Origin of the sequence: Candidatus Pseudothioglobus sp. Uisw_050_01, from assembly GCF_048085775.1 — a bacterium.
In the GTDB taxonomy this organism is placed as follows: Bacteria; Pseudomonadota; Gammaproteobacteria; order PS1; family Pseudothioglobaceae; genus Pseudothioglobus.
Genome location: NZ_CP159804.1, coordinates 417,918 through 441,147 on the forward strand (window position 1 = coordinate 417,918; position 23,230 = coordinate 441,147).

The 23,230-nt window shown below is 35.2% G+C and carries 23 protein-coding genes; 17 read left to right on the forward strand and 6 right to left on the reverse strand.

Annotated elements, in window-relative coordinates:
* Position 1 precedes the first annotated feature (1 nt).
* Both ABXT51_RS02055 and ABXT51_RS02060 read left to right on the forward strand, forming a co-directional pair.
* Positions 2-1,063, forward strand: a complete 1,062-nt coding sequence (locus ABXT51_RS02055) for an NAD-dependent epimerase/dehydratase family protein (RefSeq protein WP_416695928.1) — start codon at positions 2-4, stop codon at positions 1,061-1,063.
* Positions 1,064-1,123: 60 nt separating this feature from the next.
* Positions 1,124-2,122, forward strand: a complete 999-nt coding sequence (locus ABXT51_RS02060) for a glycosyltransferase family 10 domain-containing protein (RefSeq protein WP_416695929.1) — start codon at positions 1,124-1,126, stop codon at positions 2,120-2,122.
* Between the two features lie 389 nt (positions 2,123-2,511).
* On the opposite strand, the gene ABXT51_RS02065 is transcribed toward ABXT51_RS02060, so the two are convergent.
* The 3 genes from ABXT51_RS02065 to glmS form a co-directional block, all read right to left on the reverse strand.
* Positions 2,512-3,426 carry a hypothetical protein gene (locus ABXT51_RS02065; protein ID WP_416695930.1) on the reverse strand — a complete coding sequence of 305 codons (915 nt, stop codon included), beginning with the start codon at positions 3,424-3,426 and terminating at the stop codon, positions 2,512-2,514.
* Between the two features lie 180 nt (positions 3,427-3,606).
* Complete coding sequence (locus tag ABXT51_RS02070) at positions 3,607-3,900, reverse strand: recombinase family protein (protein WP_416696288.1); 294 nt, start codon at positions 3,898-3,900, stop codon at positions 3,607-3,609.
* A gap of 49 nt (positions 3,901-3,949) precedes the next feature.
* Positions 3,950-5,797 carry a glutamine--fructose-6-phosphate transaminase (isomerizing) gene (glmS, locus tag ABXT51_RS02075; protein WP_416695931.1) on the reverse strand — a complete coding sequence of 616 codons (1,848 nt, stop codon included), beginning with the start codon at positions 5,795-5,797 and terminating at the stop codon, positions 3,950-3,952.
* Between the two features lie 158 nt (positions 5,798-5,955).
* Between glmS and ABXT51_RS02080 the strand changes: the two genes are divergently transcribed.
* From ABXT51_RS02080 to prmA, 6 genes are read left to right on the forward strand one after another with little or no spacing between them, the layout of a single operon-like run.
* Complete coding sequence (locus ABXT51_RS02080; protein WP_416695932.1) at positions 5,956-6,780, forward strand: PHP domain-containing protein; 825 nt, start codon at positions 5,956-5,958, stop codon at positions 6,778-6,780.
* Entirely contained in the window at positions 6,780-7,394 is a 615-nt protein-coding gene (locus ABXT51_RS02085; RefSeq protein WP_416695933.1) for an L-threonylcarbamoyladenylate synthase, read from the forward strand. Before ABXT51_RS02080 ends, ABXT51_RS02085 begins: the two co-directional genes overlap by 1 nt.
* Before the next feature lie 41 nt (positions 7,395-7,435).
* Positions 7,436-7,648 (forward strand): AbrB/MazE/SpoVT family DNA-binding domain-containing protein, encoded by a 213-nt coding sequence (locus ABXT51_RS02090; protein WP_416695934.1) that lies wholly within the window; start codon positions 7,436-7,438, stop codon positions 7,646-7,648.
* The gene (locus ABXT51_RS02095) at positions 7,645-7,959 is read left to right on the forward strand and encodes a type II toxin-antitoxin system PemK/MazF family toxin (protein WP_416695935.1); all 315 of its coding nucleotides are present in this window, start codon (positions 7,645-7,647) and stop codon (positions 7,957-7,959) included. Before ABXT51_RS02090 ends, ABXT51_RS02095 begins: the two co-directional genes overlap by 4 nt.
* Positions 7,960-8,007: 48 nt before the next feature.
* Positions 8,008-10,605: an alanine--tRNA ligase gene (alaS, locus tag ABXT51_RS02100; RefSeq protein ID WP_416695936.1), complete on the forward strand. Its 2,598-nt coding sequence runs from the start codon at positions 8,008-8,010 to the stop codon at positions 10,603-10,605.
* Between the two features lie 43 nt (positions 10,606-10,648).
* Positions 10,649-11,527 carry a 50S ribosomal protein L11 methyltransferase gene (prmA, locus tag ABXT51_RS02105; protein WP_416695937.1) on the forward strand — a complete coding sequence of 293 codons (879 nt, stop codon included), beginning with the start codon at positions 10,649-10,651 and terminating at the stop codon, positions 11,525-11,527.
* 28 nt (positions 11,528-11,555) lie between these two features.
* On the opposite strand, the gene thiS is transcribed toward prmA, so the two are convergent.
* A complete protein-coding gene (gene thiS, locus ABXT51_RS02110; RefSeq protein WP_271557052.1) occupies positions 11,556-11,756 on the reverse strand; it encodes a sulfur carrier protein ThiS in 201 nt (66 codons plus the stop codon).
* Between the two features lie 122 nt (positions 11,757-11,878).
* Between thiS and carA the strand changes: the two genes are divergently transcribed.
* The 6 genes from carA to ABXT51_RS02140 all read left to right on the forward strand — a co-directional run bounded on the left by carA (position 11,879) and on the right by ABXT51_RS02140 (position 19,135).
* Entirely contained in the window at positions 11,879-13,000 is a 1,122-nt protein-coding gene (carA, locus tag ABXT51_RS02115) for a glutamine-hydrolyzing carbamoyl-phosphate synthase small subunit (RefSeq protein ID WP_416695938.1), read from the forward strand.
* A gap of 25 nt (positions 13,001-13,025) precedes the next feature.
* The gene (gene carB, locus ABXT51_RS02120; RefSeq protein ID WP_416695939.1) at positions 13,026-16,235 is read left to right on the forward strand and encodes a carbamoyl-phosphate synthase large subunit; all 3,210 of its coding nucleotides are present in this window, start codon (positions 13,026-13,028) and stop codon (positions 16,233-16,235) included.
* 5 nt (positions 16,236-16,240) lie between these two features.
* Positions 16,241-16,717 (forward strand): transcription elongation factor GreA, encoded by a 477-nt coding sequence (gene greA, locus ABXT51_RS02125; RefSeq protein WP_416695940.1) that lies wholly within the window; start codon positions 16,241-16,243, stop codon positions 16,715-16,717.
* Positions 16,718-16,831: 114 nt separating this feature from the next.
* The gene (locus tag ABXT51_RS02130) at positions 16,832-17,962 is read left to right on the forward strand and encodes an aminotransferase class V-fold PLP-dependent enzyme (RefSeq protein ID WP_416695941.1); all 1,131 of its coding nucleotides are present in this window, start codon (positions 16,832-16,834) and stop codon (positions 17,960-17,962) included.
* A complete protein-coding gene (locus tag ABXT51_RS02135; RefSeq protein ID WP_416695942.1) occupies positions 17,962-18,405 on the forward strand; it encodes a GNAT family N-acetyltransferase in 444 nt (147 codons plus the stop codon). Before ABXT51_RS02130 ends, ABXT51_RS02135 begins: the two co-directional genes overlap by 1 nt.
* Before the next feature lie 16 nt (positions 18,406-18,421).
* Positions 18,422-19,135: a GNAT family N-acetyltransferase gene (locus ABXT51_RS02140; protein WP_416695943.1), complete on the forward strand. Its 714-nt coding sequence runs from the start codon at positions 18,422-18,424 to the stop codon at positions 19,133-19,135.
* 16 nt (positions 19,136-19,151) lie between these two features.
* Here ABXT51_RS02140 and xerD read toward each other — a convergent pair whose 3' ends face one another.
* A complete protein-coding gene (xerD, locus tag ABXT51_RS02145; RefSeq protein ID WP_416695944.1) occupies positions 19,152-20,033 on the reverse strand; it encodes a site-specific tyrosine recombinase XerD in 882 nt (293 codons plus the stop codon).
* Between the two features lie 82 nt (positions 20,034-20,115).
* Positions 20,116-20,466 carry a 50S ribosomal protein L19 gene (rplS, locus tag ABXT51_RS02150; RefSeq protein WP_271541566.1) on the reverse strand — a complete coding sequence of 117 codons (351 nt, stop codon included), beginning with the start codon at positions 20,464-20,466 and terminating at the stop codon, positions 20,116-20,118.
* Positions 20,467-20,628: 162 nt separating this feature from the next.
* On the opposite strand from rplS, the gene ABXT51_RS02155 reads away from it, so the two are divergent.
* From ABXT51_RS02155 to ABXT51_RS02165, 3 genes are read left to right on the forward strand one after another with little or no spacing between them, the layout of a single operon-like run.
* Positions 20,629-22,068, forward strand: coding sequence for a glutamate synthase subunit beta (locus ABXT51_RS02155; RefSeq protein ID WP_416695945.1), 1,440 nt, complete (start codon positions 20,629-20,631; stop codon positions 22,066-22,068).
* A 16-nt stretch (positions 22,069-22,084) separates the two neighbouring features.
* On the forward strand, positions 22,085-22,408 hold the full coding sequence (locus tag ABXT51_RS02160) for a TusE/DsrC/DsvC family sulfur relay protein (protein ID WP_271541570.1): 324 nt from the start codon (positions 22,085-22,087) through the stop codon (positions 22,406-22,408).
* A gap of 48 nt (positions 22,409-22,456) precedes the next feature.
* Positions 22,457-23,230 carry a respiratory nitrate reductase subunit gamma gene (locus tag ABXT51_RS02165; RefSeq protein ID WP_416695946.1) on the forward strand — a complete coding sequence of 258 codons (774 nt, stop codon included), beginning with the start codon at positions 22,457-22,459 and terminating at the stop codon, positions 23,228-23,230.

Genomic DNA, 23,230 nt, shown 5'->3' on the forward strand with positions numbered 1-23,230 from the left:
TATGATTAAAGAGAACAATATTATTATTCTTGAAGATTTAGACTTTATTTCTAAATCTTTAGCCTTATGGGAGGATTTACGCAATCAATCTATCCTGATAACTGGATGCAGTGGTCTTTTAGGTTCATACCTTGTTAAATCATTGTTATATGCTAATAATGTATTTGATTTGAATTTAAAGGTAATTGGAACTTATAGAAACATTGATAGTGTAAACGAAAGGTTGATAGAGTATCTTGATGAGCCAAATTTTAAGCTTGTCTTGCATGATATTGCAGAGCCAATTCCAAATGATCTTCCATATGCTGACTTTATTATTCATGCTGCAAGTCAAGCAAGTCCTAAATATTATGGAATAGATCCTGTCGGAACGATATTAGCAAATTCAACAGGTACGGCAAATTTATTAAATTACGCAGTAAAAAATAAATCGAAAAGATTCCTCTTTTTTAGTAGTGGTGAAGTGTACGGTAATCCAATTGACCCAAATGAACTAATTAAAGAAGATGACTATGGATATATTGATCCAATGAATATTAGGTCATGCTATGCAGAAAGTAAACGTATAGGAGAAACTATGTGTGTGTCTTGGGGTAAGCAATATGGGGTCCATGTTAACGTAGTTCGACCTTTCCACACTTATGGCCCAGGCATAGCTTTAAATGATGGAAGAGTTTTTGCTGATTTTGTTGCAAATGCAGTAGAAGGCAAAGATATTATATTAAAAAGTAATGGACTGACCAAAAGGTCATTTTGTTATATTAGTGATGCGACTATCGGATTTTTAATAGTACTTCTTTCTGGAAAGGATGCAGAGGCTTATAATATCGGAAATCCAGAAACTGAAATTTCAATGAAAGATTTGGCATTAAAAATTGTTGATTTACGGCCGGATTTAGATCTAAGTGTGAAGTTCGATGTGAAAAATCAGGGCGATAAGTACATGAGAAGTCAAGTTTTACGTGCCTACCCTTCAATTGATAAGGTCTCTAAAATTGGATGGAAGCCATCTATAGGTCTAAGAGAGGGTTTTTCGAGAACTATTAAATCATTTTTGGTTTAGTCTAAATACATTAATAAAAAATAAATCTTTTGAATATGATTCTATTAAGTTAAAGCATCAATGAAAATAATTAAAATTTCAACAGGGTTGCCTGATAATTTATTGCTAAGACACTCTCCTAAGATGAATGGAATTTGGGGGGATTGTAAGTTTCTTATTAATACTGATGTTGAAAAATGTGACTGGTGGTTTGTATTACATGGATCAGGACTTACACGTACTGAAGAGAGTTTCTGTGACCCTAAGCATCTAGTTTATGTCTCTATGGAGCCAACTGAAATAATAAGCATGGTTTCAAGTAAATTTATTGACCAATTTTCTAATTTAGTAATTTGTGACAGAACAATTCGTCATCCAAATATTACTTACATGAACTGGCTGACTTGGTGGGTAGGAATAGTTGTAAATAAAGATAAGGATACTAGCTTTTTGTCAAAAAAGCATAATTTAAATTATGATGATTTTATAAATATGAAGCCAATTGCTAAAGAAAATAAACTTTCAATAATTGTATCAAATAAAAATTTAGGAATTGGCCATCAAAAAAGATTAAATTTTATAGATAGATTAATAAATTCTTCAATCGCCAAATACATTGATGTTTATGGTGATGGATATAAGGAAATTCCCGATAAATGGAATGCTATATCTCAATACAAATATCATTTAGTAATAGAGAATTCTAATATCAAGGATTATTGGTCAGAAAAGCTGGCTGACTCCTTTCTGGGTTTTGCTGTTCCTATCTATTATGGTTGTCCAAATGTTTTGGATTATTTTTCTGAAGAATCGCTATTACTAATTGATATTAATGACTTTGATCAATCAATTTTATCAATAAAAAAAGCTATTGAAGAGGGCCTATATGATGAAAAAATTGATTCAATAAAAATTGCTAGAAATCAAGTTTTAAACGAATATAATATTTTTAATTTGATGTCAAAAATGGCAAATACTAAGTCCACTTCAACTAATAAAATAAAATTACATACTAATTATTATTATTCAGATTCTTGGTTAAAGAAGATTCTTAGGTATGCGCTTTCATTTGTCAAATGATAGTTTTTAATTATTACAGCTTGTCATACCCATGAGAAATAAATATTTCCATTGTTTGCATCAAAAAGACTGGATTCAGGGTGAAATACTTCTGTCAATTTAGATACATCACACTAGTGAATACCTTCAAAATACAAATTAACTTCTTCTAATAAATCTTTCATTTTCTATTCTCTATGAACTCTAATTCTCTGTTTGAAACTATTCAATACTACTCCACCGTGACTGATTAGTTTTGCTTCTACAAGTTTGTTCACTCTTTAAAACCTGTGCTTTTTTTCTAGCAGACTTGCCTTGCTCACCTTTAAGTATTTCGAGTGAACCAAGTTGTTTTTTGATTTCATCTCAAGTTGCTAAGTTGTCAAAAAGTAGATTTTTAAATAATTACACTATAATTTTTTAATAAAAGTTAGATTATTTCGACCAACTTTATTTTTAACTTTGGCGATGAGTCTTTCAAAACTGTAAGGTATAAAATTTTGGAAAAATATTAATAAATTTAAAACAAAATTCATAAATTTCTTCTTTCTTGATGTATCCTGAGATGATTTAGCAATAACTTCATTTCTATACACTGATTGAATTGGATTATTTGGATTTGATAAATTAGTATTTTTTTGAGCAATTACTATTACTTCTACACCAGTATTTGATATTAAAGGAATTTCATTTATTTTATGAGAATATTTAAATAACTTGCCTTTTTTCCCATAAAAAAGAGGACTGCCTTCTCTCAAGTAGCAAGAGAGAACTGTAAATCCATTCTCATTAAAATAGTCATAGAAAAGTCCAGGACTGTATGAATAAAAACCATGATCAATGGCATTAGATGATGGCAGAGCAAGATATAAAACACCATCAGTTTTAAGCATTGAAACTAAGTTCCACATTGCAGTAGGGAAATTGAAAATATGTTCTAGGGTGCCACAATCAAAGATAACATCAAATTTATTTTTTAATTTTTCATCTATTGGATCATTGAGATCAATAAGAAAGTCTGGGTTTTCATATGATGATATATCACAAATGCTAACTTTATTTGCGCCTAGAAGTTTAAAAATAGTTTGAACATTTGTATTTAAATCATTCTTTGTTCCAAACCAAGTGGGAATTTTATTTTTAGTATCAAAATCCTTAGGAAGTTCTGAAAGATTTAATTTTTCATGATTTTTAGCGATTATTTCTAACTCATTAAGTGTCATATAAACTGCTTGTTGACCTAGAACAAGAACATGTCCCTTAAATAAATTTTTATTTGCCGCTTCAAGAAAAAGAGTTTCTACATGATGTTTTAAGATTCCCATATTGATTTAAAATATAATTAATTTAAATCATTTTAACCCTTGAATTCAAATTAGAATGTTTTAATCAGAGGATATGACCCTTATAAAATATATAAAAAATGTAAATAGATTTTATTATCATTTTTTTTGGAGTATTTTTTAAACTGTTATAAGTTTTATATTCAGTCGAGGGCGGACTATTCAATAAGTATAGTATTTCAGTTTGAACTTACCTATTTTGATTGGATATTCTTTATGCCTTATCTTTTCTATTCGTGCATCTCGCTGATGCTTCCTCTTTAATACAGAAGTCACACTAGTGTTATACCATCTGTTCCCTCTTGCAGTTTTAACTTGCCATGTATTTAACTTGTGGGCGATTCTTCTATAACCATATCCCTTGTCATGAAGACATTTGATGAGTGTATAGAGATATTGTTGATAGGCAGTGTATGGATTACCTTGATAGGTAAGATTGTTTGACTGTATTTCTATTGAGAACTCGAGATGAGGAACTGTTCCCTCTAAACATGTAGAAGCAAAACTACTCCACTGTAACTGATTTGGCTAAATTTCTTGGTTTATCAACATCTGTGCCTTTGAATAAGGCGACATGATAGCTAAGTAATTGAAGAGGGATAGTAAAAATGATAGGTGCTGTTATTGGTCCAAGGTTTGATGTAACAGGAATGACTTCCATTGCCTGCATTTCCTGAATTTTTGAGTTTTCATCTTCAAAGACAATCATTTGCGAGCCTCTAGATTTTACTTCTTGTAAATTAGATTTTAATTTCTCTAAAAGCTCATCATTTGGTGCAATTGCAATTACTGGCATATTTTTATCAATAAGTGCGATTGGTCCATGTTTCAATTCACCAGCAGGATATGCTTCAGCATGAATATAACTAACTTCTTTTAGTTTGAGGGCCCCTTCCATGGCTATAGCATGCATTGTGCCTCTTCCAAGAAAGAGTGCACTATTAGTATCCTTAAGACGATTTGCTAATTTCTTAATTTGTGCTTCTTGAAGTAATGCCTCATTAACTAGTCCTGGTAAACGTTTCAATCCATCAACAATTCCTTTTTCTTGTTTTTTGCTAATCGTTTTCTTTAATTTGCCAATAGAGCAAACTAAGAGCGCTAGCGAAACGAGTTGAGTTGTGAATGCTTTTGTACTTGCAACTCCAATTTCAGGGCCTGCATGCGTTAAAAAAGTGAGATCAGAAATTCTAGTTAGACTGGATTCCGCAGAATTTGTAATACAAAGACTGCAAATATCACTATTAATTATCTTAGCAGCTTTTAGGGCTTCAATCGTATCTGCAGTTTCACCACTTTGAGAAAGTGTAATAAATAAGGTACCATTCAAGATAATAGGGCGACGATAGCGATACTCACTTGCAACTTCAACATTGCATGATATTTTTGCTATATCTTCAAGCCAGTATTTGGCAATCAATCCGGCATGATAGCTAGTGCCGCAAGCAATAATTTGTACTTGTTTAATTTTAATAAAATTTTCTTTAGCCTTATGCCCAAAAGACGAAATTAGAACCGAATTATTTGTAATACGAGATTCCAATGTATCCCTAATAGCTTGTGGCTGTTCAAAAATTTCTTTTTGCATATAGTGGCTATAATTTCCTAAACCAATTTGACCTTTCTTTAATTTCGAAGTTTTGATTGGACGGTCAACTAAATTACCATTTAAATCATAAATCGTAATTTTGTCTATTTTTATTTCAGCAACATCTCCCTCCTCCAGAAAAATAAATTCTTTAGTTATAGAGAAAAGAGCCATTTGATCTGAAGCAATATAATTTCCGTTATTTCCAATTCCTATTACTAATGGAGATCCTTTCCTAGTAGCAATAATTTGATCTGGATATTTAGATGAAATTATTCCTAGTCCATAAGATCCAGAAAAAGATTTGATTGCTAGTTGAACTGATGATATTAAAGTGTTGCATGACTTCATAGCAAAGTCAATTGCATGAGCGATAACTTCTGTATCTGTTTCAGAGGTAAATTCATACCCTTGAGTTATCTGATTATTTTTCAGCTCAATATAATTTTCAATAATACCGTTATGTACTAAGCTTACTGAATTCATCGAAATATGAGGGTGAGCATTATTAATAGTAGGTTCACCATGAGTTGCCCAACGAGTATGAGCAATTCCAATGTTTCCACTAATTTTTTGTTCTCTTGCTTTTAAACTATCTTCAAGGTTTTTAACCTTACCAACTGATCGCACCCTATCAAAAGAATTATTTTTAGATAAGACTATAAGTCCAGATGAGTCATAACCTCTATATTCTAAGCAGTTTAACCCTTCTAATAATAGCGCTGTAATATCATTATTTGTAACGCCACCAACAATTCCACACATAAGCACTTATAAATAAAATAATGACTAGTATTATAGTTAATAATAAGTTTTGGAGCTATTGTAAGTTAACTTAAAGTTTTTTTGTTTTTTAGCTATATCCTAAGAAATTAAAGGGGCTTTAGAGCTAAATCAACTTTTAGATTATAATAAAGCACATAATGAAAGCAGACTTACATAATCATTCATACTATTCAGATGGTGTTCTATCACCTGCTGATGTTGTTAGGCTAGCTTGCCAAGCTGAATGTGATTTATTTTCATTAACAGATCATGACACTACTGACGGAATTGTTGAAGCTCAATTAGAGGCCGATTCATTAAACTTAAACCTTGTAAATGGTGTTGAAATATCAGCACTTTGGGGAAATATGGCTATCCACATTCTCGGTCTAGGTATTGATATTAATAATGATATATTGCAAACTGGTTTAGAGCATAATCAAAAACTACGAAAAGAAAGAGCAGAAAAAATAGCTCTTGGTCTTTGGCGTTCTGGAATTAAAGATGCACTAGAAAAAACGCAAAGTTTTAGTAAAACGGACATGTTGACTCGCACGCATTTTGCACAGATGCTTATTAGTGAAGGCTACTGCAAGGATATGAGGTCTGTATTTAGGCGCTATTTGACAGGAAAAAAACCTGGTGGTGTTCGTGTTGAGTGGAAAGATTTTAATGAGGTCGTTCAGTGGATTCATGCAGCTGGTGGCAAGGCTCTTATAGCTCATCCTTTTAGGTATCGAATGACTCATACAAAAATTCAAACCATGCTTAATGACTTTAAATGTGTTTTAGGTGATGGTATAGAGGTAGTAACAGGAACGAGTTCTGATGAAGAAATTCAACTTGGGAGTCAGTGGGCAGGTAAATATAATTTACTAGCTACATGTGGCTCTGATTTTCATGGATGGCCAAATCAAAGAGTTCGTATAGGGAATTTAAGAGATTTACCGGACCCTGAAAAAGCTATTTGGAGATACCTCTAATGTCATCTATCATTAGTATTCACTCTGAAAATCCTCAGTTACGCCTTATTAACCAGGTTATTGATGTTTTGGAAAGGGGCGGTACTATAGCGTATCCAACAGATTCAGGGTATGCCTTAGGCTGTTCTCTTGGAAATAAAAAAGCTATGGACCAAATTGTTAATATACGTAAGTTGAGTAAGCATCATCACTTTACTTTGATGCTTAAAGACTTGTCTCATGTTGGTGAATATGCGAAATTAAACAATTCAGGTTTTAGACTATTAAAAAAAATATTACCTGGCGCCTATACTTTTATTTTGGAAGGATCAAAAGATATTCCAAATCGATTATTAAATGGGAAAAGCAAAACTATTGGCATTCGAGTATCAAATAATGCCATAGTGCAAGCGATAATCGAGGGGTTGACGGAGCCTATGATGAGTGTTTCATTAATAATAAAAGGTTATGAGTTTTATAATTGTAATGATGTTAAGGTTGCGCTTAATGGCTCGACCGACCTTATAATTGATGCAGGTCATTGCCCACCAGAGCCAACTACTGTAATTGACTTGACAGGTAATGGTGTTGTCATCTTAAGAGAGGGCGCTGGTAGTATTGATTTTTTAGATTAATATTGTTTGTTTTTATAATGTAATTACAATATAATTACATTATGGCAAAAATAATCAAAATAGGCAATTCACAGGGAATTAGAATTCCTAAACCAATAATTGCACTGGCTAATCTTGAGAATATAGAGTTAGATTTTGTTGTTCTAGATAGTGGTTTACTTATTACTCCTGATAAAAAAGCACGCATAGGTTGGAAGAATATTTCCAACCCAGATGATTTAACTGCCGATTGGGAGTGGCTTAAAAATTCATGAAACGCTTTGATGTTTGGTTAGTTATGAAAAATCCTCAACATGGAAGAGTAGTTGACAATCTTGGTTTATGTGCAATTGTAACTCCAGAAGAACTAATCGACTTACCAAGCCTTATGGTGGCTCCAATGACGACTTCGAGTGAAGAGCTTCCAAGCAGAGTTGAATGCCAATTTGAAGACTTAAAAGGGTATATTATGGTTGATCAGATTAGAGCTGTAGAAAAATTTTGCTTCATCAAGAAATTAGGTAAGCTTGAATTAGGTGTTCAGGTAAATCTATGTGACTGTCTTCAAGAGTTTTTTGCCCTCTAATAGAGCCATGAGTATAATAATATTTATTTTTAGTAAATCAATTTTGAAATGAAAACTGCTGAAATAAGACAGAAATTTTTAAGCTACTTCGAAAGTCATGGCCATTCAATTCAGCAGAGCGCGTCATTGGTGCCGCATAACGATAACACTTTGTTATTTGTTAATGCCGGGATGGTGCCCTTTAAAGACATTTTTACTGGAGCGACAAAAAGCTCATTCAATCGCGCGGTATCATCTCAAAGGTGCGTTAGGGCAGGTGGAAAGCACAATGATTTAGATAATGTTGGCTATACAGCTCGCCACCACACATTTTTTGAAATGCTTGGTAATTTTAGCTTTGGGGATTATTTTAAGAGTGAGGCGATTCGCTTTGCCTGGGACTTTTTAACAGTAGAACTTGGACTCCCAAAAGATAAGCTTTGGGTTAGCGTCTTTGAGGATGATGATGAGGCAGCTGATATTTGGGTCAACGAGATAGGCTTCCCTAGAGAGAGAATTTCACGGTGCGGTGCTAAAGATAATTTTTGGCAGATGGGTGATACAGGTCCATGCGGTCCATGCAGTGAAATTTTTTATGACCATGGTGAACATATACAGGGCGGCCCCCCAGGTACACCTGAGGAAGATGGAGACCGGTTTATTGAGATTTGGAATTTAGTCTTTATGCAGTTTAATCGCCAGCAAGATGGAGAATTGGCGCCCCTTAAGTCAACAGGAGTTGATACAGGAATGGGCCTTGAAAGACTAGCCGCTGTTTTGCAACACGAGAATAATAATTATGATATTGATATTTTTAAGGATTTAACAAGTGCGATTGTAAATCTTATACCCAAGGTTCAAAAAATCCAAGCTAGTCATGCATCCGTTAGAGTAATTGCTGATCATATCCGCTCTACTGCATTTATGATTGTTGATGGCATCATTCCTTCTAACGAAGGTAGAGGCTACGTACTTCGAAGAATAATTCGAAGGGCGATAAGGCATGGCCATAAATTAGGAATTGAAGAAATATTTTTTTATAAACTCGCTTCATTCTTAGCAAGTCAAAATAAGAACTCCTATCCAGAATTGAGTGCTAATCTATCTCACGTTGAAAAAGTTCTCAAAAAGGAAGAAGACAGATTTATACAGACTTTAGACACGGGCATGGGAATTCTTGAGTCCGTAATCAAGGGAATTTCTGGAAAGGAAATAAGCGGAGTCGTGGCCTTCAAACTTTACGACACTTATGGTTTCCCAGTTGATTTAACGGCAGACGTAGCAAGAGAGCGAGGCCTTACTGTCGATATGGACGGCTTTGAGACTGAAATGACGCTCCAGAAAGAGCGTGCCCGTAAAGCGGGTGATTTTGACTCTAAAAAATCCACTATAACTATCGAAAATTCAACTGAGTTTTTAGGTTATGAGCAATTCAAAAATAGCGCAATTATTAGTGCTATTATTAAAGACAATAAATCTGTAGATTCTCTTAATGAAGGTGAACAGGCCATTTTAGTGATCGATAAAAGTAGCTTCTATGGCGAATCGGGAGGTCAAAGTGGTGACCATGGAACTTTGTCAAAAAATGGTGCACAGTTTAAAGTTACTGATACTCAAAAGCAGGCCTCAAATGCATTTGAACATCATGGCATTCAAGCAAAAGGCGCGCTCCAAGTTGGGGACGAGGTTGAAGCATCAATTGATGAAGATAGACGCAAGAAAATCATGAATAATCACTCTGCAACTCACCTTTTACATGAAGCTTTAAGGCAGATTCTTGGTGATCAAGTAAACCAAAAAGGCTCTCTGGTTGAATCTGAAAAGCTACGATTTGATTTCTCACATGATGAGGTCGTATCAAGAGCTAAATTAGATAAGGTTGAGGCGATAGTTAATCAGCAAATTTTAGGCAACACACAAGTGATCACTGAGGAAACTGATATCAAGACTGCTAAGAAGAAGGGCGCAATGGCTCTTTTTGGGGAGAAATATGGAGATTCAGTTAGGGTTCTTTCAATGGGTGATGATAACTTCTCAGTTGAGCTTTGTGGGGGCACCCATGTTCAAAGGCTAGGAGATATTGGTAGGTTTAAAGTTATTTCTGAGAGCGGCATTGCTTCTGGAGTTAGAAGAATAGAGGCAGTTACAGGGATTAACGCTTATCAGCTTGATAAAAAAAATGAAAATACTCTTAGTATGATTGCAAGTCTTACAAAATCAAGTAATTCGATGGCTTTAGACAAAGTAAAGCAGTTAATTAGTAATCAAAAAAGTCTTGAGAAGCAGATAGCAGTTTTTCAAAAACAATTAGCAAGTGATCAAGGTGACTCACTTTTATCCAAAGCTACAGAAGTTAATGGTGTTAAGGTTTTAGCGACTGAAGTGAAAGGCATACCTGCAAAAGATTTAAGAGATTTGGCAGATAAACTAAAAGATAAGCTTGGTTCAGCTGTAGTTGTATTGGCAGTTGTTTCTGACAAAAAAGTGTCTCTTGTTGCAGCAGTTACAAAAAACCTGACGGATAAATACCAAGCGGGTAATATTTTGAACCATGTTGCTACTCAGGTTGGCGGTAAAGGTGGTGGCCGAGCGGATATGGCTCAAGGCGGCGGCACAGAGCCTGAAAAATTGCCAATGGCATTAAGTTCAATTAAAGATTTACTCTAAGCGGATTAATTAAGCCAAACATAATGCTAGATATAATTTTTTTATGATTTGGAAACAAATATCTTTTGAAGTTAAAAAATCTGAAACAGATCGTGTTTCAGAGGTTTTGATGGGTTTGGGAAGTTTATCAATAACCTACTCTGACGCTCTTGATGATGCAATTTATGAGCCTCCAGTTGGGCAAACGCCTTTGTGGGATAACGTTAAAGTAAATGCTTTATTTTCTTCAGAGGTAAATCAAAAATCTATTGAAACTTCAATTTCAGACATCTGTAATATTGTTGTTATAGATACTATAACGCTTAAAGATAGAGTATGGGAAGAGGAGTGCCAAAAAGATTTTCCTTCAATGCGCTTTGGTAAAAGACTTTGGGTTTGCCCTTCATGGGATACTGAATCTATCCTTTCAAATGACTCTATTGTAATTCATATGGATCCAGGGCTGGCTTTTGGAACTGGAACACATCAAACAACCAGTCTATGCCTCGAATACTTAGATTCAAATCCACCAAAAAATCTTCATGTTATTGATTTTGGTTGTGGTACTGGGATATTGGCAATAGCAGCTGCAAAGTTCGGTGCTAAAAGTGTTATCGCTATTGATAATGACCCTCAAGCGGTACTTTCAAGCAAAGAAAATGTAGCTAAAAATAAGTGTGAAAATACAATTACAACAATTCAGTCAATAAACCAGGGGAATGATAGGAAATGTGATTTATTAATAGCTAATATTTTGGCCAATCCATTGGTTGAATTGGAGCCGTTATTTTCCGATTTAGTTCATACTAATGGAATGCTTCTACTATCTGGAATTTTAAAAGAACAAGTTGATAGGGTGGTTAAATGCTATTCAACCAATTTTTCTAATATTGAAGTTGCCAATAAGGGTGAATGGTTTAGAATTTCCGGAAAAAGAAAATAAAAACCATCGTTAAATTTATCACGGCTGCCTAGCCACCACCAACTGCATTAATCACTTCAACCTTGTCTAGGTCTTTAAGTAGAAAAGAAGAATGATTAGATTTTGGAATAATTGATTCATTGATTTCGATTGCAATTCGTTGATTTTGATAACCTAGATGAACAATTAGATCTTCAATATTTGAATCTTCAGGGAGTGATATTTTTTCACCGTTTACTAAAATTTCCACAAATACATTAAGTTGTTATAGGCAAGCTAATTATAACATTGGATTACAAAATTCAGGATAAGTTAAGCTTAAACACATGGTAAAATTTGCGAAGTTTTTTGACCTCTATTAGGAGTAAAGTTTTGCCTCAAACTGCCATATTAGCTCTCGAAGATGGTACTGTTTTCTGGGGAGAATCTATTGGATCTATTGGCGAAACAGTTGGTGAGGTGGTCTTTAATACTGCAATGACGGGGTATCAAGAAATACTAACTGACCCATCCTATAGTCAACAAATCGTTGCACTCACTTATCCTCATATTGGCAATACTGGAATAAATATAGTTGATGAAGAATCATCAAGCATTTATGCCTCTGGTTTAATTATTAGAAACTTACCACTTGCTTATAGCAATTGGCGCTCTGAGATGAGTCTTGATAACTACCTATCGAGTAATAATTTAGTTGCAATTTCAAACATTGATACAAGGGCATTGACTCGCCACCTAAGAACACATGGCGCCCTTAAAGGCTGCATAATGGCCTCTAATAAAATAGATTCGAATAAGGCCATTCAAAAAGCAAAAGATTTTTCTGGTCTTAAAAATATGGATTTGGCTAAAGTGGTATCCACTCCTAAAACTTACTCCTTTAATCAAGGATCTTTCAACATAAAAAATTCTACTTTTAACAAGACATCTTCAAAATTTAAAGTTGCAGTCTATGACTATGGAGTCAAGAAAAATATTTTAAGAATGTTGGTTGATAGAGGTTGTGAACTTACAGTCTTTAATGCAAAGGCTCCTCTTGAGGACTTACTAGCAACAAATCCTGATGGTGTTTTTCTTTCAAATGGTCCTGGAGATCCTGAGCCATGCGATTATGCGATTACAAGTATTAAACAATTATTAGAAAAAAATATTCCAATTTTTGGAATATGCCTAGGTCACCAACTCTTATCAATTGCGTCTGGGGCTAAAACAGAGAAAATGAAATTCGGTCATCATGGGGCAAACCATCCAGTCCAAGACCTTAAATCAAAAAGAGTGATGATCACATCCCAAAATCATGGCTTTGCGGTTTCAGAAAAGGGCATTCCAGATAATATTGAAGTAAGTCATAGATCATTGTTTGATAAAAGCATTCAAGGTATAAGGGTAAAGAATAAACCTGCCTATAGCTTTCAAGGTCATCCCGAGGCATCACCTGGACCCCATGACGTAAGTTACCTGTTCGATGAATTTATAGGACTCATGGCAAAATGAAATTAAATCTTACATTTGAATAAACATGCCAAAAAGACACGACATTAAAAGTATTTTAATTATTGGAGCAGGGCCAATTGTTATTGGACAAGCTTGTGAGTTTGACTACTCTGGAGCCCAAGCATGTAAGGCTCTTCGAGAAGAGGGATATCGAGTAATCTTGGTAAATTCAAATCCTGCAACCATTATGACTGATCCTAAAATGGCTGACGCGACTTATATCGAGCCAATCGAGTGGAGGACAGTTGAAAAAATTATTGAAAAAGAAAAGCCTGATGCCTTGTTACCAACTATGGGTGGCCAGACAGCACTTAATTGCGCCCTAGATCTGGATCGTCATGGCGTATTAGAAAAGCATAATGTTGAGATGATTGGTGCAAATAAAGAGGCCATTGATAAGGCAGAAGATAGAGAATTATTTCGCCAAGCCATGTTAAAAATTGGCCTTGATATGCCAAAGGCAGCAATTGCTCATACTATTGATGAAGCTCTTAAGGTTCAAGAGCAAGTTGGCTATCCAACCATTATTAGGCCGTCATTTACAATGGGCGGGTCTGGTGGTGGAATTGCTTACAATAAAGAGCAATTTATAGAAATATGTCAGCGAGGACTTGATTTATCACCCACTAATGAACTCTTAATTGAAGAATCAATCTTAGGCTGGAAAGAGTTTGAAATGGAAGTTGTTAGAGATAGTAAGGATAACTGTATTATCATTTGCGCTATTGAGAATTTTGACCCAATGGGAATCCATACAGGTGACTCAATCACAGTTGCCCCAGCCCAAACTCTAACTGATAAAGAATACCAAGTAATGCGAAACGCTTCACTCATGGTTCTTAGGGAAATTGGAGTCGATACAGGAGGCTCTAATGTTCAGTTTGCTGTCAATCCTGAGAATGGAAGGTTAACAATTATTGAGATGAACCCAAGAGTTTCAAGGTCATCAGCGCTTGCATCAAAGGCAACTGGATTTCCTATTGCAAAAGTAGCTGCTAAACTAGCAATTGGGTACACGCTGGATGAATTAGATAATGATATTACAGGCGGTAAAACACCAGCGTCATTTGAGCCATCTATTGATTATGTTGTTACAAAAATCCCAAGATTTGCTTTTGAAAAATTTCCTCAAGCTGATGATCGGCTTACAACTCAAATGAAGTCTGTAGGCGAGGTGATGGCAATGGGCTCAAATTTTCAGGAGTCTTTTCAAAAAGCCATAAGAGGTCTTGAGACAGACAAATCAGGTTTAGACCCAATTGTAGATATTAATGCTGAAGATGCTAAGGGAAAAATTAGAAGTGAGCTTTTGTCTGCTGGAGCAGATAGAATATTTTATTTAGCTGATGCATTTAGGATTGGCATGAGTTTAAAAGATACATTTGATCTTTCTAAAATTGACCCTTGGTTTTTATCCCAAGTAGAAGATCTTGTCCTATCAGAAAAAAGAATCGAAGGCTCTGATTTAGGTAAACTTAGCTCTGAAACAATATATAAATTAAAGCAAAAAGGTTTTTCGGATAAACGATTATCTGATCTCCTTCAATGTACTGAAGGAGCTTTTAGAGATAAAAGATTATCTTTAGATATCAAGCCAGTTTTTAAGAGGGTGGATAGTTGCGCTGCAGAATTTGATACACAAACGGCTTATCTATATTCCACCTATCAGTTAGAGTGTGAGGCAAAACCTACCAATAATAAAAAGATTATGATTTTAGGTGGCGGTCCAAATAGAATTGGACAAGGCATAGAGTTCGATTATTGTTGTGTTCATGCCTCCCTTGCTCTTCAAAAAGATGGATTTGAAACTATTATGGTTAACTGTAATCCTGAAACTGTATCTACGGATTATGATGTTTCAGATCGGTTATATTTCGAGCCACTAACGCTTGAAGACGTTTTGGCAGTAATAGACATTGAGAAGCCTGAAGGTGTTATTGTTCATTATGGTGGACAGACACCACTAAAACTTGCTGCAGCACTCGAAAAAAGCGGAGCAAAAATTATAGGCACTAGTCCAGACTCAATAGATCTTGCTGAAGATAGAGAGCGCTTTCAAAAAATGATTCAAAAACTAAGTCTTAAGCAGCCAGTTAATGGAACTGCTCGATCACAAGATGAAGCAGTTAAGATTGCAGACTCTATTGGTTTTCCTCTGGTTGTTAGGCCTTCATATGTTCTTGGTGGCCGCGCAATGGAGATTGTTTATAACAAGGAGAGTTTAGAGCGCTATATGAAAACTGCGGTTCAAGTTTCTAATGATTCTCCAGTATTGCTAGATTCATTTTTAGATCATGCAATCGAAGTTGATATTGATGTAATAAGTGACGGCAAAGATATTGTTATTGGCGGAATTATGGAACATATTGAGCAGGCGGGAATCCATTCTGGAGATTCTGCATGCTCATTACCACCTCACTCACTTCCTGATGACGTTCTTGATGAGATGAGAAGGCAAGTTAAGCTAATGGCTAAGGAACTTAATGTAGTTGGCTTAATGAATACTCAGCTTGCATATCAAGATGGTGAGATTTACGTAATTGAAGTAAACCCAAGAGCTTCAAGAACTGTTCCATTTGTTTCTAAAGCAACTGGAGCTTCAATTGCAAATATTGCAGCACGTGTAATGGCTGGAATATCCTTGAAAGAACAAAACTTTACAACAGAGATCATTCCCAAGCATTACTCAGTTAAAGAGTCAGTTTTTCCATTTAATAAATTTCTAGGAGTCGATCCATTTTTAGGCCCAGAAATGAGATCAACTGGAGAAGTCATGGGAGTTGGTCCAGATTTTCCTTCAGCATTTGATAAAGCATTTCTTGCAGCGGGCGATATAATTCCTACTAGTGGTAAAGTGTTAGTAAGTCTTCGAACTCTTGATAGGGGTTGGCTTGTGGAGTTAGGCCAAAGACTAATTAATCAAAATTTTGAAATTGTTGCAACACGCACAAATCAAGAAATTCTCAAACAAGCCGGCCTTGAATGTACAATGGTTAATAAAGTTTCAGAGGGTTCGCCGCATATTGTTGATGCGATTAAGAATGATGAAATCAGTTTAATTATTAATTCAACTGATGACTCCCAAGGAATAGAAGATGCCTCAGTTATTCGTTGTCAAGCGTTGATTCATAAGATTCCATGTACGACAACAGTTGCAGCAGCTTTTGCTATGCTTGATGGTTTAATGTCTCCAAATAAACTTGAAGTTCGCTCTTTACAATCAATTCACAAATAAGCTTTATGGATACAATACCTATAACAGTTAGTGGAGTCAAAGCTCTTGAAGTTGAGTTGTTAAGACTTAAAGATGAAGAGCGCCCAAGAATAGTGAGTGATATTGCTACGGCCAGGGAGCATGGTGACTTAAAAGAGAATGCTGAATATCACGCTGCTAAAGAAGAGCAAGGCTTCATTGAAGGAAGAATTCAAGATATCGGATCTAAATTATCTCGGTTACAAGTTATAGATGTTAAGCAACTCAACCAGGATGGTCGATGTGTTTTTGGAACGACCACTAAACTTTTAAATTTGTCAGATAACAGTGAAATTACTTATCAAATTGTTGGTGAGGATGAGGCTGATATTGAGCTTGGTAAAATTTCTTGTCATTCACCCATAGCTAATGCTCTATTGGGAAATGAAGAGGGTGATGAGGTAACTGTAAAGGCCCCTAAAGGTGACATTCTTTATGAAATTCTTGAAGTTCTTTATATATAGTTTAATTCATCTTTTAGCTCTCTAGTTATTTCAGTTTTTTCCTCATATTTTTTTTTCAATTCTGTGTAGAATTGTTGTATTCTTTTATTTAATTACAATTAATGGAGTTATAAAATGCCAGGTTTATTACCAAATATTGATCCTGATGGACTCTTAGAATACTCAGTAGTCTATACTGATAGATCTCTTAATCACATGTCTAATTCATTCCAAAGCGTAATGAATGAGGTTTCTGCATCACTAAAGAAGGTCTACAGCGCTGAAGCAGTTGTTTTAGTTCCTGGCGGCGGAACCTATGCAATGGAAGCTGTAGCTCGACAATTTGCAACAGATAAAAGTTGTCTAGTTTTAAGAAATGGATGGTTTAGCTATCGCTGGTCACAGATTCTTGAAATGGGTGATATTCCTTCTGAGCAAGTAGTCTTAAAAGCTCGCAAAATTAGTGATGGATCTCAAGCTCCATTTGCGCCTGTTGACGTCAATGAAGTTGTAAATCAAATTAAAAGTCAAAAACCAGCTATGGTTTTTGCGCCTCATGTAGAAACATCAGCCGGAATTATTCTTCCTGATGACTATATTCAAACTGTTGCAGAAGCGGTTCACTCAGTTGGTGGAATGTTTGTTCTAGACTGTATTGCTTCAGGCGCTATATGGATCGATATGGAGAAACTTGGAGTTGATATTTTAGTGAGTGCCCCTCAAAAAGGTTGGAGTGCATCGCCATCATTTGGAATGGTAATGCTTTCATCAAATGCCTCTAAAAAGATACATGAGACACAAAGCACAAGCTACTCATGCGACCTTCTTAAGTGGCTTCAGATTATGCAGGCCTATGAAAATGGAGGGCATGCTTATCATGCGACAATGCCTACAGATGCAATTAAGCACTTTCGAGATACCATTAATGAGACTGCTGAATTTGGTTTTGATACTGCGCGTCAAAAACAACAAGAGCTTGGAGATAGAGTAAGAAGCCTACTTAGTAAATATAATTTTATTAGCGTTGCAGCTGATGGCTTTCTTGCTCCAGGAGTTGTTGTGAGTTATACCTCTGATAAAGAAATACACAATGGTGCAAAATTTAAAGATATGGGTATACAAATTGCAGCTGGTGTTCCTCTAAAGTGTGATGAAGGAGATGATTATCAAACATTCAGACTTGGTTTGTTTGGACTAGACAAACTTAAAGATGTTGATGCTGCATTGAGTAGACTTGAGGTCGCCTTTAAACAATTAATGGCTTAATGATAGTAGAGAGTTTACAAATAGATGACAAAGAACAATGGTGCGAACTTTATCAAGGTTATGCTGACTTTTATAAAATGCCTATGAATGAAGATATTCTTGACACAGTCTGGTCTTGGATATTTGATGAAGAAAATAAATTTTATGCTATTGGTGTTAGATCTTCCCAGGGAAAATTAGTTGGTTTTATGCATTTTAGAGAAATGCCATCGCCATTAAGGGGCACACTAATTGGTTTTTTAGATGACTTGTATGTTCATCCAGAGTTCAGGGGTTCTGGCATGGTTCAGTCCTTATTTAAAGAGCTTAAATCACTTGCCCAAAAGAATGATTGGCCATATGTTAGATGGATAACTGCAAGTGATAATCAGAGGGCGCGAGCAGTTTATGATAAGATTTCAGGAACAATAGATTTTGTAACTTATCAAATGCAGTCAAAATAGTTTCAAGGACTTATTCATGAAATTTGGTGAAATTGTAAATAATTTTTCAGTGCCTCCACATCCAAAAGGCATCTCAATTGAAGGAAAATTGGTTAGTTTAAAGCCTTTGGTTGCAGACCAGTTTTCTAAAGAACTTTTTTTGTCTAATGCATTAGATAAGGAGAATATTAACTGGGCTTATCTTCCCTATGGACCCTTTAAAACTGAGCCTGAATATCATAAATGGATAGAGTCATTTGAAAAAAATGATGATCCTATTTTTTTTGCTATTATTAGTAAAAAACTCAATAAAGCGACTGGTATTGCAAGTTATTTAAGAATTAATCCAGCTGATGGTTTAATTGAAGTTGGCCATATAAACTATTCTCCGCTTCTTCAAAGGACGACTGAAGCCACTGAAGCAATGTTTTTAATGATGAAGTGGGCATTTGATAATGGCTATAGAAGGTATGAGTGGAAGTGTAATGCTCTTAATCTAAGATCACGTAACTCAGCTCAAAGACTCGGTTTTTCATATGAGGGTGTCTTTAGGCAGATGGCCATCGTAAAGGGTCAAAATCGTGACACGGCTTGGTTTGCACTTATAGATAAGGAGTGGAAAAAAGTTGAAGATTGCTTTAAAAAGTTCCTATCCAGTAGCAATTTTGATAAACAAGGGCGGCCAATAGTCTCACTTTCAGCTTTAACAAAGCCCCTGCTATACAAGCTAGATAATCTTGATTGCTCGTAAACTTTAGTCTAATGATTTATCCTCTAGGGTGATGCTTTTGATGCTGCGTCTTAAGCTGTGCATTTTGAATATGTGTATAGAGTTGAGTGCTTGAAATATCGCTATGTCCAAGCATCAATTGAACAGAGCGAAGATCAGCTCCTTTTTGAACAAGGTGGGTAGCAAAAGCATGCCTTAGAGAGTGAGGCGAGAGTGGCTTATCTATTCCTGCTTTTGATGCATAATCTTTAATAATATAGAAGAAATTTTGTCGAGACATTGCCCTTCCTCTATTTGATAAAAAGTAGCTATCACTCTGACCATTTTTTAATAGTGTTGGCCTTGAATTGAGCTCATATTTTGTTAAATAATCAATTGCAATTTCACCCATTGGCAGTAATCTTTCTTTATTCCCTTTCCCATGAATGCGTATAAATTCATCTTTTAGATTAATGTTATGATAACTTAAATTAATTAGCTCAGAAACCCGAAGCCCGCATGAATATAACAATTCAAGCATTGCTCGATCCCTCTGACCAAATAATGATTTACTATTTGGCGCCTCTAGCAAGCGTTCAACTTCTTGAATATTTAAAAACACAGGTAATTTTTTTTCTAATTTTGGATAATCTAATTGTTCAGTTGGGTCAATTTTTAAGTTCTGTTTGTCAGATAAATATTGATAGAAAGAATGAAGACAAGTTAGCATTCTAGACTGAGTTGAGGCACTTATATTTGAATCTTTTCTATATGAAAAATAATCTTGTATCTGTTTCTTATCAACATCTATAAGCGAATTATTATTAAGCCACTTACTAAAAATTTTAAGATCAGAGCGATACGCACTTAAGGTATTTTTACTGGCACCAGTTGTTAGCCAATAGAAATCAATAAATTGGTCTATCAGATCACTATTCATAAGGGATTATTCTACGTGAGTATTTTGTAAATAGGGCAAAAAAAATGCCAGTAAAACTGGCATTTAGAACTAAATAATATGTTTATTTCTTTTTAAGTTTTTCTTTAATACGGGCAGCTTTTCCAGTAAGTCCTCTAAGATAATATAATTTTGCTTGGCGAACCTTACCACTTCGTTTAACTGTTACGCTATCAATCATAGTGGAATGAGTTTGAAAGACTCTCTCAACTCCTTCACCATGAGATATTTTCCGGACAGTAAACGCAGAGCTTATACCACGGTTTTTTATTGCAATAACAACACCTTCAAAGGCCTGTAATCTCTCACGAGTTCCCTCACGGACCTTTACCTGAACTACTACAGTATCTCCTGAAGAAAATTCAGGAATGTCTGATCTTAGTTGTTCACTTTCGATTTGATCAATTAAATTCACGTTTCTACCTTTTAAGGGTTTCTGAAAAAGCCGTAATTATACATATTTTTTCTATCCTACACAAGAAGCTAAGGGCTATTAAATAGATATTAATCATATTATTTTTTAAATGCTTTAACCATAATATGAGATAATCGAAATAATATTTTTAAAAAACAAAAAATGGGCAAAGTAACGGGGTTTTTAGAGCTAGATAGGCAAGTTGAATCCTATCGTGAAGTAGAAATTCGTATAAAGGATTTTGGTGAGATATTTGCCGATACCCATAATTTAGATCAGCTTAAAGAACAGGGGGCTCGTTGTATGGATTGCGGTGTTCCATTCTGCCAGTCTTCAAGTGGATGCCCAATAGATAATTTGATTCCTGAATGGAATGACCTTGTTTACAATAATGAATGGGAAGAGGCATTACAAAGATTAGAAAAGACAAATAACTTTCCAGAGTTTACAGGAAGAGTTTGTCCTGCTCCTTGTGAGGGTTCATGTGTTCTTGGATTAAATAATCCAGCGGTTACAATCAAAAATATTGAGTTAGCTATTGTTGACAAAGGATTTGAAGAGGGCTGGATAAAGCCGAGATCAGTTAATACTCGAATTGAAAAAAAAGTGGCAATAGTAGGTTCTGGGCCTGCAGGCTTAGCTGCTGCTGATGAGCTTAATCAAATAGGTTACTCTGTAACTGTTTATGAGAGAAGTGATCGAATTGGCGGTCTTCTAATGTATGGCATTCCTAATATGAAGCTAGGCAAAGATGTTGTTGATCGCCGGGTAGATTTATTAAGACAAGAGGGTGTTGAGTTTATTATTAATACTGATATTGGTAAAGATATTTCAACGAAAGATTTGAAAAAATCATTTGATGCTGTTGTTTTTACAACTGGCGCAACAAAGGCAAGAGACTTGCCAGCTGAAAATCGAAATGCTGTTGGGATTTATCCTGCTATGGAGTACTTGACTTCCAATACTAAAAGTCTTTTGGATAAGGGCTATGCAGACAACAGTGAGCTCTCTGCTAAAGGCAAAAATGTAATTGTAATTGGTGGCGGTGACACAGGAACTGATTGTATAGGCACCTCTCTTCGCCAGGGTGCTAAGTCTATAACCAATTTTGAATTAATGAGTCAGCCCCCAGAGGTTCGCTCTGAAACTAATCCTTGGCCAGAGTGGCCAGTAATTTTTCGTATTGATTATGGTCATGAAGAGTCTAACAAAGTTTTTGGTAAAGATCCAAGGCAATATCAACTACTCACAAAGTCTTTTATTAAAGACAAGGATGGACATGTGAGCGGAATTAAAACAGTTAATGTTGAACTTGTAGATGGTAAATTAAATGAAATTGATGGAACTGAAAAAACCTGGGATGCTGAGCTGGTTCTTCTATCAATGGGCTTTCTTTCTCCCGAGCACTATTTAAGTGAAGATGCAAATATTGATATTGATGAACGCGGAAACTATAAAGCTAAGCATGGTGAGTATACTACTTCTCAAAAAGGAATCTTCTCTGCTGGAGACTGCCGAAGAGGTCAGTCACTTGTGGTTTGGGCAATCAATGAAGGTCGTGGTGTTGCAAATAGTGTAAATAATTTTCTAGTAAACTCTTAAAGGATTGAGAGATACTATGGCTGAAATACTAGGCGCGGAAGTAGATGAAGAGGGCTACTTATTAAATGTTTCAGATTGGAGTGTTGAGATTGCGAATGCGATGTCTGAAGAGGATGGTATAAATCTCTCCACTGAGCATTGGGAAGTTATTAATTTTCTTCAGGCGTATTATAAAGAATATGAGTTTGCCCCTGCAGTAAGAGTTCTTACAAAGGCAATAGCTAAAAAACTGGGTAATGATAAAGGAAATTCTCGTTACCTCTACTCGCTTTTTCCATATGGTCCTGCGAAGCAGGGATGTCGATTCGCTGGCCTCCCTAAACCAACAGGCTGTGTTTAAGATGAAAAATTAATCTTAGCTTTCATTTTGAGATAAAAAATAAGTCATATGTCATTAATCAGCATTTTTTTTACACTCTTTTTCTACTTTTCTGTATTAATCTTTATTACAGGACTTTCTTATAAGATTGTTCAATATTGGAATACCCCTGCACCGCTTAAAATACCTATTGCACCTGCTCCATTAACAAAATCTGGAGTATTTTTAAGGTTTACTAAAGAAGTTTTTTTATTTGCAACTCTTTTTAAATCAAGTAAGTGGACTTGGCTTTTTGGCTGGAGTTTTCACCTTGCTCTAGTCATTCTTTTTTTTCGTCATTTGGTTTATTTTTGGCCTGGCGAAATTCCGTTAATATTGCTTAAAACTGAACCATTAAAATACGCTGCTTATCCACTTATTTTTGGTTTACTTGGATTACTAGGTAGAAGGATTTTTGTTGATAGGGTTAGATATATTTCAGCGCCATCAGATTATCTTATGTTGCTATTAATAATTTTGATTGGTGCAAGTGGAATGTTAATGACCTTTGCAAATAATCATCCAAACATGCTCCTTGTGAAAAATTTTGCAGAAGGTTTAATTACTTTTAAGTGGTCTGAATTGCCATCAGAAGTAATTTTCTTAGTTCATATTGCTCCAGTCTTCTTTCTTATAGCTATTTTCCCAATATCAAAATTATTACATGGCCCAGGTATATTTTTTGCTCCAACGCTTAATCAAGTAGATGATGCACGTAAAACTAGGCATATCTCTCAGTGGGCTATGCAAAAAGAAAAAAATACCAAAATTGATCTCGAGCACAATAAGGATAACGGGAGCTAA